Here is a 7,840-nt window from a genome sequence, read left to right as displayed (position 1 = left end):
GCACGCTGGCGGCATCCGGGCTGTGGCGCAGTTTGGTAGCGCACTTGACTGGGGGTCAAGTGGTCGCAGGTTCAAATCCTGTCAGCCCGACGCAGGTGAGAGGCGGCTCTGAGATCCGGGAGCCGCCTTTTTCAATGCCGTACCGCCTTTCCATACCGCCTTCACAGTCCGAGCGCATCGCCGAGCCCTTGGACGGCGGCGCGGGCGGCGTCGTCACTGGTGTGCCCGTACAGATCGCCGGTGATGCTGATCGACGCGTGGCCGAGAAGGTCGGCCGCGGCTTTGATGTGGACGCCTGATTCCAGCCAGCCGACGGCCGCCGAGTGGCGCAGCGTGTGCGCGCCGACGTTCTCGATCCCAGCCTTGCCGGCTGCAATCTCGACGGTGCGCAGTAAATTACGCGGGTCGAGCCACCCGCCGCCCTCGGTGGCGAACACCGCGCCCGTTTCGACCCATTGGTCGCCGGCGTGCAGGCGCTCGGCGATCTGCGTCTTGCGGTGCTTCTTCAGCTCGGCGATGAGCCCGGTCGTCAACGGGATGCGTCGGCGCGAACGATCGGTCTTCGGCGCCGTCCACGCCAACGCGCCAGAGACGCGCACGACGACGCCGGCCACGGTCAACTCACCCTTAGTCAGGTCGACGTCAGCCCAGCGCAGGCCGGCGACTTCGCCGCGGCGCATTCCGGTTGCCGCGAGGACCAGCACCGCTAGCCGGTACCTAAGCCCGTCCAGATGGCTCAGGAGCCGCCGCACGTCTTCGGTGGACAGATAGCGCGCTTCTTTCGGCGTGACGGCGGGACGCTTCACCTTCGCCGTCGGATTGGCCGCGAGCAGTCCGTCGCGGACAGCGATATCGAGCGCGGCCCGCAGCACCGTGTACACCTGTCGAACAGTGCTGTCGGATAACTCCTTGCCGCGCAGACGCATTACGAGCGATTCAACGTGGGTCGGCCGAATCTGGTCGAGCCTAAGCGCGGCAAGTTTGGCGTCGCCTTCCAAGTGCTTGCGACACAGATTCGCGTAAAGCTCCTGAGTGGTTGCTTTACGCGACGACGCCGGCAACGCTGTCGTCCGCCAGGACTCCAGCCACGAACCCGATCGTCTGTTTGTCGTCGCGCGGGGGAGCGCCCTCAGCGATCCGCTTGCGCGCGTCGTTTAGCTTGGCGCGCGCCTCAGCGCGGGTCTTCCCGTACACGCTAAGCCGTTTCCGCTCCCCGTCAGCTGTGGTGTACCTGGTGGACGCTTCCCACAGTCCGTTTGGCCGCTGCCGGTAAGAGCCTTCACCGTCGGCTCGGCGTGTGCCCATAACCGCCCCTCCACAAGTCAAGTGGTCGCATGCAGAAGAATAGTCACGAACACGCGCGCTCGCTCGATTACAGGGGCACGTCTGAGCGGTCTGGTACGGTCGGTGCCACAACCGAACGAACACCGACGCTAATCGAGACTTACAGGCGACACGCTGCTACACAGGCAGATTCGACCGGCGCACCACCCACCGGGAACCCCGGGCCGGCGAGATCGTAGGAGTCGAGACGAACGGCGCACGCCCCCAACCGGGGTCCACCCGCTGAGTCCCGCAACGCGGACTCGCTGAACCGGCAGCCGAGCACAGAGAAGGCCCAAATGGCCTATCTGTAGCTCGGCGTTCCCGTTTCAGAAGGGGAATCCCAACCGTGCCGACGAACCCGAAACTCACTCCCACGCTACGCAAGCTATGCACCATCCCCAACGTCTGCGAACAGCTTGACGTCGGTCGTACCACCGTTTACCAGCTGATAAACGACGGAACGCTGCGCCGCGTAAAAATTGGATCGCGAACGCTGATTCCGCAAGCTGACGTCGACGCGTTCGTTGCCGGCCTGCTCGACGGCGCCGCAGTCTGATGATCTACGCACGGAAAAGCCGCCGACCCGGGCAGGTATCGGCGGCTTCGAAGCCCCTGGTGGAGGACTGCCAACAGCATAGCGGCGTGGTCGGCTGGGACCGCCGCCGCCGAGCGGCCCGCCGTGTCGAGCCGCGGGATTGTGGGTGCAGCGATCCGTGGGCGCACCGCTGCACCGATTTGGCCCCGTCGGAAAAGATGGTCGATGCCGGCCGGGACGCCGCGTTGCACTTGCTCACGGATGGCTACGTCCCGTTACTTAAAGCCGATGTCCTGCAATCGCTTTCGCGGCGCGGCGGTGACGATCGAAGGCTCGCCGAGCTGCTGTTCGAAGCGGCGGGCGGCACGATCGCATGACCGAGGAAGACCTACTGGCTCGGGGTCGCGCGATCGCCGAGCGATTGCAGTCCGAGGCCAGCCAGGTGCCCGCCGTGATTGTCGTCGGTCAGGATGCAGAGACGGTGCAGTCGCCCGAGTACGGGGTGAGCGGTGCCGAGTTCGTGCTGGACGCGCCTGCCGGCATTCCCGCGATTTGGGGCCGCGATAACTCGGTCCTGTGGTCGGCGGGTGAGGCGTTGATGCTGGCCGGCGGGCAAGGGCTGGGTAAGACAACGCTGGCATTGGCGCTCGTGCGGGAGCTTCTTGGGCTGGGCGCCGGCAGCCTGCTCGGGTTACCTGTCAGCGCCGACGTAGGCCGCGTGCTGTACCTCGCGATGGACCGGCCCAACCAGATCGCGCGGGCCGCAGGCCGGATCTTCGGAGAAGCGGACCGTCGCGTTCTGGCCCAGCGGCTACAGGTGTGGCGCGGCCCGCCGACGCGCGACCTCGCGGCGAATCCGGGCACCTTGGCGCGGATGGTCGAGTACTACGACGCGGGTGTGGTGGTGGTCGACAGCCTAAAGGACGCGGCCGTGAGCCTGAGTGAGGATCGAGTTGGCGCGCAGTGGAATCGGGCGCGGCAAAACGTGCTGGCTGTAGGCTGTCAGATGTTGGAGTTGCACCACTCGAAAAAGCGCAGCCAGCTCGCGCCTCGAGCTGCTCCGTCGGTGGACGATGTGTACGGCTCGACATGGCTCACGTCGGGCTGCGGTTCGGTGGTGCTGCTCGCAGGCGAACCGGGCGACCCGATAGTCAGCTTCCGGCACGTGAAGCAACCGGCGGACGAGGTCGGGCCGTACCGGCTGCTGCACGACCAAACGGCTGGCGTGATGACCGTCGACCACGCCGTCGATCTTGTCGCGCTGGTGCGCGCGGCTGGCGTCGACGGCCTGACGGCTAAGGGCGCTGCGCAGGCCATCACGGAGAAGCAGGCGCCCACGCGCGCCGACGTCGAGAAGGCTCGACGCAAGCTCGACGCACTCGCCGCGGCGGGGCTCCTGGTCCGCATTGAGGGCGGACGTGGAGGCGGTGACGCTCGACAGGTGACGGCGTGGTTTCTCGCCGAGAAGCAATCACGCGGCAATCACGGAATCGAAGAAACCGCAGGTCAAGCAATCACGCAGCCATTTGCCGATTCCGACTATCACGCATCTGATGTTGTCGTCTGCGCGCAAGGCTGCCGCGAATGCGTTCGCCGCCTCGTTGCTTTCGGTGAGTCGCGCTGCCCTGTCTTGCGAATCTCGGTAGAGCAGAACCTGTCCGGGGTCGCCGCTGGCCACAATCGTGATCTGATGGCGCGTCGCACGCTCGGCAACAGGCCGTTGCCGCCCGGATTCGGGGCTCTCCGCGATCAACTCCTGAATTCCGTAGACGGAACCAAAACGTTTGCGCCGCAGTCACCAAGCAACACCCCGGCACCCGCGAAGACCTCGACGACCTCGCCAAGATCCAGCAATACAGCCCATTCGAGGCTGGCCTGTCATACGCCCTCATCTGATCCGCCGCCGACTGACATGCCAGACCTGACGACCTCGCGGCCGGCGCGAACAGGAGTTCCCGCTTCTGTGTCCGCGCCGCCGCGAGGCCCCAGGCAACACGACGACGAGCAGCAGGACGTGACCACGTGACCAGGGGCAGTGCTCCCCCCACCCCCGCCTAGCCGCCTCTCGAAGGCATATGCGTCATTCGCTCCCCTCAAAATTTTTTCTTTCACAGAAGGGCCTGACGAAAGTGACTGAGCGGAGGTTGCGCGCGGTGAAGGCTGGCGAGAAGGCGCCGGCCAAGGGGGCTCCGCGAAAGGTCACGCCGAACTCGGTTGCTGCGGCGGCGGCGAGCGGTGATCACCGGCAGTTGTTGGTGGCGTTGCGGAATCGGATTGCGCAGGCGATCGACGATCCGAAGGCCGCGGGCCCGGCGTTGGCGGCTCTGATAAAGCAGCAGCGCGATATCGCCGCAGACATTCAGGCGATCGACACCGCCGCCGCTGAGAAGAAGCAGCCTCCGCCGAAGTCGGTGATCGCCACGACGCCGGACGAGCCGTGGGACGAGTCGATAATCTGAACGCCGCATCAGCCGGCCGAGCGGGGGGGGTGGGGTTGTATCCGATCGTCGGATTGTTTTGCTGCGAACTCTCACCCGCCCAAACGGGACGATCTTCGACTGACAGATATCCACGAGAGCGAACCTGCGGCCTTTAGTCTCGAAGCCATGGGGACGTTCAACGATCTAAGGAAGAAATTCGACCCTGAAGATAATCGGCGGCGGGGAAAGCAGTTCGAGTACGTCTGCCAGTGGTACCTGACTGCGGATCCCGTCTACGCGGCCCAGCTTCGTCGTGTGTGGTTGTGGAGCGAGTGGCCCGGCCGCTGGGGCATCGACGCAGGGATCGACCTCGTCGCTGAAGACTACGGCGGTCAGTTGTGGGCGATTCAGGCCAAAGCATATGACCCGGCCTACCGCGTCACGAAGAAGGATGTGAACCGGTTTCTCGCCGAGGCCGGGCGGCCAATGTTCGCCTTCAGATTGCTGATTGCCACGACGAACCTGATCGACAAGATCGCTGAGCGCACCATCCAGGGCCAGGGCACTGCCAGCTTTGTGAACCTCGCCGCCCTGGAGCGTGCCGAGGTGGACTGGCCGTCATCCCCGGAGGCGTTGAGGCCAGCGAAACGTATCGCGCCGAAGAAGCCTCGCCCGCATCAACGTGAGGCGATCAACGCTGTCGTCCAGGGCTTTGAGACTGCTGATCGGGGCCAGTTGATTATGGCGTGTGGGACCGGGAAGACCCTCACCGCTCTATTCATCAAAGAGAAGATCGTGGCGAACCGGACATTGGTGCTGTTGCCGTCATTGTCGTTGCTGAAGCAGACGCTGCGGGAGTGGACCGCCAACAGCACCCGCGAGTTCGAGTTTCGGGCGGTGTGTTCCGACGACACGGTCGTCGATGATGATGCGGCGATCGGCCACACGAGCGACCTTGGCGTTCCGGTGACAACGAGTCCTACAGAGATTGCGGGGTTCCTGCGGCGCCGTTCCGGGCCGCGGGTGGTATTTGCCACGTACCAGTCGTCCCCGCAAATCGCGAAAGCGTTCAAGCTGGGGCGGGTCCCCGGGTTCGACCTGGTTGTCGCTGACGAAGGCCACCGTTGCGCGGGGCCGACCACGTCAGAGTTCGCTACCATCTTGGATCCGACCAAAATTAAGGGCGCGCGGCGACTGTTCATGACGGCGACGCCACGCTACTTCACCGGGCGGATCGTGCGGGAGGCCAAGCAAGCCGACTACGAGGTCGCGTCGATGGATGACGAAGCCAAGTTCGGCAAGGTCTTCCACCGGCTTCCGTTCGGTGAGGCTATTGAGCGTGAACTTTTGACCGACTACCAGGTGGCGGTCGTCGGTGTCGACGATGCCACGTATCGGGAGTGGGCAGAGCGCGGCGAGCTCGTGATCCTTGACGGCAACGTGAGGAAGACCGATGCGAGGACGCTCGCCGGCCAGATCGGTCTGGCCAAGGCAATGAAGAAGTACGACCTGCACCGCACGATCACGTTCCATTCACGGGTCAAGCGCGCCAGCGATTTCGCCCGGTCGATGCCGGAGGTTCTCGCGTGGATGCCGCTTCGGCAGCGGCCGAAAGGTTCGTTGTGGGCCGACTTCGCCTCGGGTGAGATGTCGGCCGGAGATCGAGAGATTCGTCTGCGGCGTCTTGCGGTCCTTGACGTTGGCGAGCGGGGACTACTCGCGAATGCCCGTTGCCTGGCCGAAGGTGTGGATGTGCCGACACTGGACGGTGTGGCGTTCATCGACCCTCGACGCTCGGAGGTCGACGTCGTCCAGGCCGTTGGTCGTGCCATCCGCAAGTCCAGCGACAAGAGCGTCGGCACCATCGTGATCCCCGTGTTCATCGACACGAACGAAGACCCCGAAGCCGCCCTAGACGACTCGGTCTTCAAACCGGTGTGGGATGTCATCAAAGCTTTGCGATCCCACGACGAGGAGCTTGGAGAGCAACTCGACGAGTTGCGTCGGAACCTTGGTAGGCGCCGGGGGATTGTGAAGCCGCTCACGAAGATTCATCTCGCCCTGCCGTCGAAGGTGGGTAAGGAGTTCGTCGACGCGTTCGATGTTCGCCTTGTTGAGCGGACGACGGCGTCGTGGGAGTTCTGGTTCGGGAAGATTCAGGAGTTCGCCTCCGAGCACGGCCATGCTCGGGTTGGCGCGCGTTATGTGACACAGGACGGGTTCAGGTTGGGTGCCTGGGTGGCGAATCAGCGAGCGCACTACGCGAAGGGAACGTTGAAGGCTGGGCGTGCGGAGCTGTTGGAGACAGTGGCCGGCTGGACCTGGGATCCGATCGCCGACTATTGGGTTGATCAGTGGGCGGAACAGTGGGAGGAAGGATTTCGCCAACTGCAGCGATACGTGGACAAGCATACCGACGCCCGAGTCCCGTCCGACCACACGACCAGCGACGGCTACAGGCTGGGCTGGTGGACTGTGTGGCAGCGCGATTTGCATGGCAAGGGGGAACTCGGCGAGGAACGCGAGCGTCGACTGTGCGAACTTCCGGGGTGGAGTTGGGATGTTCGGGCAGAGCAGTGGGAGGAGGGATTCCGCAGACTGCAGCTATATGTCGACAAGAACGGCGATGCTCGCGTGCCCAAGACCTTCGTGATCGATGGCTTCACCTTGGGTGTGTGGGTAGCGGTCCAACGAAGAAGCTTTTCCAGAGGCACTTTGGAGGTTGAACGCCGAGAGCGTTTGGAGGCGCTGCCGGGCTGGTCGTGGGATCCGTTCGCCGACGCATGGGAGGAAGGCTTCCGCTGGCTGTTGGATTACGTCGCACAGAAAGGAAATTCGCTCGTTCCGAGGTCGTATGTTGTCGACGGTTACGCCCTCGGCGCCTGGGTGAAGAAGCAGCGCGCAAAACACAACCGGGGCGAGCTTGCAGCTGAGCGCGAGAGACGCCTGCAGGAACTTCCTGGCTGGTCATGGGATCCGTTCAACGAACAGTGGGAAGAAGGGTTCCGGCAACTCTGCGATTGCGTGAAGGAGCGTGGTAATGCTTTGGTGCCGCACACTTTCGACTTCCACGGGTTCAATCTGGGTTCTTGGGTCGCCGTGCAGCGTCGGAAGTACGCGCTTGGGGAAATAAGCCCTGATCGTCAACTCCGGCTTGAGGAGTTGCCGGGATGGAAATGGGCGACGCTGAAAGACAAATGGGAAGACGGCTTCCAGCACCTCACCAAATACGTCGACGGCAACGGTGACGCCCGCGTCCCACGATTTCATGTAACCGACGAGGGATATCGGCTGGGGGCGTGGATTAATACGCAGCGCAACGCATTTAAGGCTGGAACGTTAGATCCAGAACGGGTAAAGCGGCTGCAGGCACTTCCGGGTTGGACATTCGACACTCGAGCGGACCAATGGGAGGAGGGCTTTCAGCACCTTCTCGAGTATGTCAAAGAATCTGAATGGGCGGCTTGGATTCAAGCGGTGGCTGCAACGAATGTGGACGGGTCTGAGAGTAGTCGGTCGAGTTCTTCGGCGGGGGTGCGCCAGCCGAATCGTTTGCGGG

Annotated in this window: 6 protein-coding genes and 1 tRNA gene; 6 read left to right on the top strand and 1 reads right to left on the bottom strand. The window is 63.8% G+C overall.

Annotation, left to right across the window (positions count from 1 at the left end):
- Nucleotides 1-16 precede the first annotated feature (16 nt).
- A tRNA-Pro gene (locus ACOJVU_RS18035) sits at nt 17-90 on the top strand.
- 71 nt (nt 91-161) lie between these two features.
- Here ACOJVU_RS18035 and ACOJVU_RS18030 read toward each other — a convergent pair.
- The gene (locus tag ACOJVU_RS18030; RefSeq protein ID WP_421531023.1) at nt 162-998 is read right to left on the bottom strand and encodes a tyrosine-type recombinase/integrase; all 837 of its coding nucleotides are present in this window, start codon (nt 996-998) and stop codon (nt 162-164) included.
- A 674-nt stretch (nt 999-1,672) separates the two neighbouring features.
- Here ACOJVU_RS18030 and ACOJVU_RS18025 point away from each other — a divergent pair.
- The 5 genes from ACOJVU_RS18025 to ACOJVU_RS18005 form a co-directional block, all read left to right on the top strand.
- Nucleotides 1,673-1,882 carry a helix-turn-helix domain-containing protein gene (locus ACOJVU_RS18025; RefSeq protein WP_421531022.1) on the top strand — a complete coding sequence of 70 codons (210 nt, stop codon included), beginning with the start codon at nt 1,673-1,675 and terminating at the stop codon, nt 1,880-1,882.
- A gap of 86 nt (nt 1,883-1,968) precedes the next feature.
- Nucleotides 1,969-2,238 carry a hypothetical protein gene (locus ACOJVU_RS18020; protein ID WP_421531021.1) on the top strand — a complete coding sequence of 90 codons (270 nt, stop codon included), beginning with the start codon at nt 1,969-1,971 and terminating at the stop codon, nt 2,236-2,238.
- Complete coding sequence (locus ACOJVU_RS18015; protein WP_421531020.1) at nt 2,235-3,887, top strand: AAA family ATPase; 1,653 nt, start codon at nt 2,235-2,237, stop codon at nt 3,885-3,887. Before ACOJVU_RS18020 ends, ACOJVU_RS18015 begins: the two co-directional genes overlap by 4 nt.
- A gap of 118 nt (nt 3,888-4,005) precedes the next feature.
- A complete protein-coding gene (locus tag ACOJVU_RS18010; protein WP_421531019.1) occupies nt 4,006-4,320 on the top strand; it encodes a hypothetical protein in 315 nt (104 codons plus the stop codon).
- A gap of 147 nt (nt 4,321-4,467) precedes the next feature.
- Nucleotides 4,468-7,840: Helicase associated domain protein (locus ACOJVU_RS18005; protein ID WP_421531018.1), on the top strand; the 3,373-nt coding region annotated here is incomplete at its 3' end.

It is taken from the genome of Mycobacterium sp. THU-M104 (genome assembly GCF_049197365.1).
Taxonomy (GTDB): Bacteria; Actinomycetota; Actinomycetes; order Mycobacteriales; family Mycobacteriaceae; genus Mycobacterium.
This window is presented reverse-complemented; position numbering and strand designations above follow the sequence as displayed.

What these genes read in the sequence shown, in the direction of transcription:
- ACOJVU_RS18015 (WP_421531020.1), top strand. Translation starts at nt 2,235, where the DNA reads ATGACCGAGGAAGACCTACTGGCTCGGGGTCGCGCGATCGCCGAGCGA.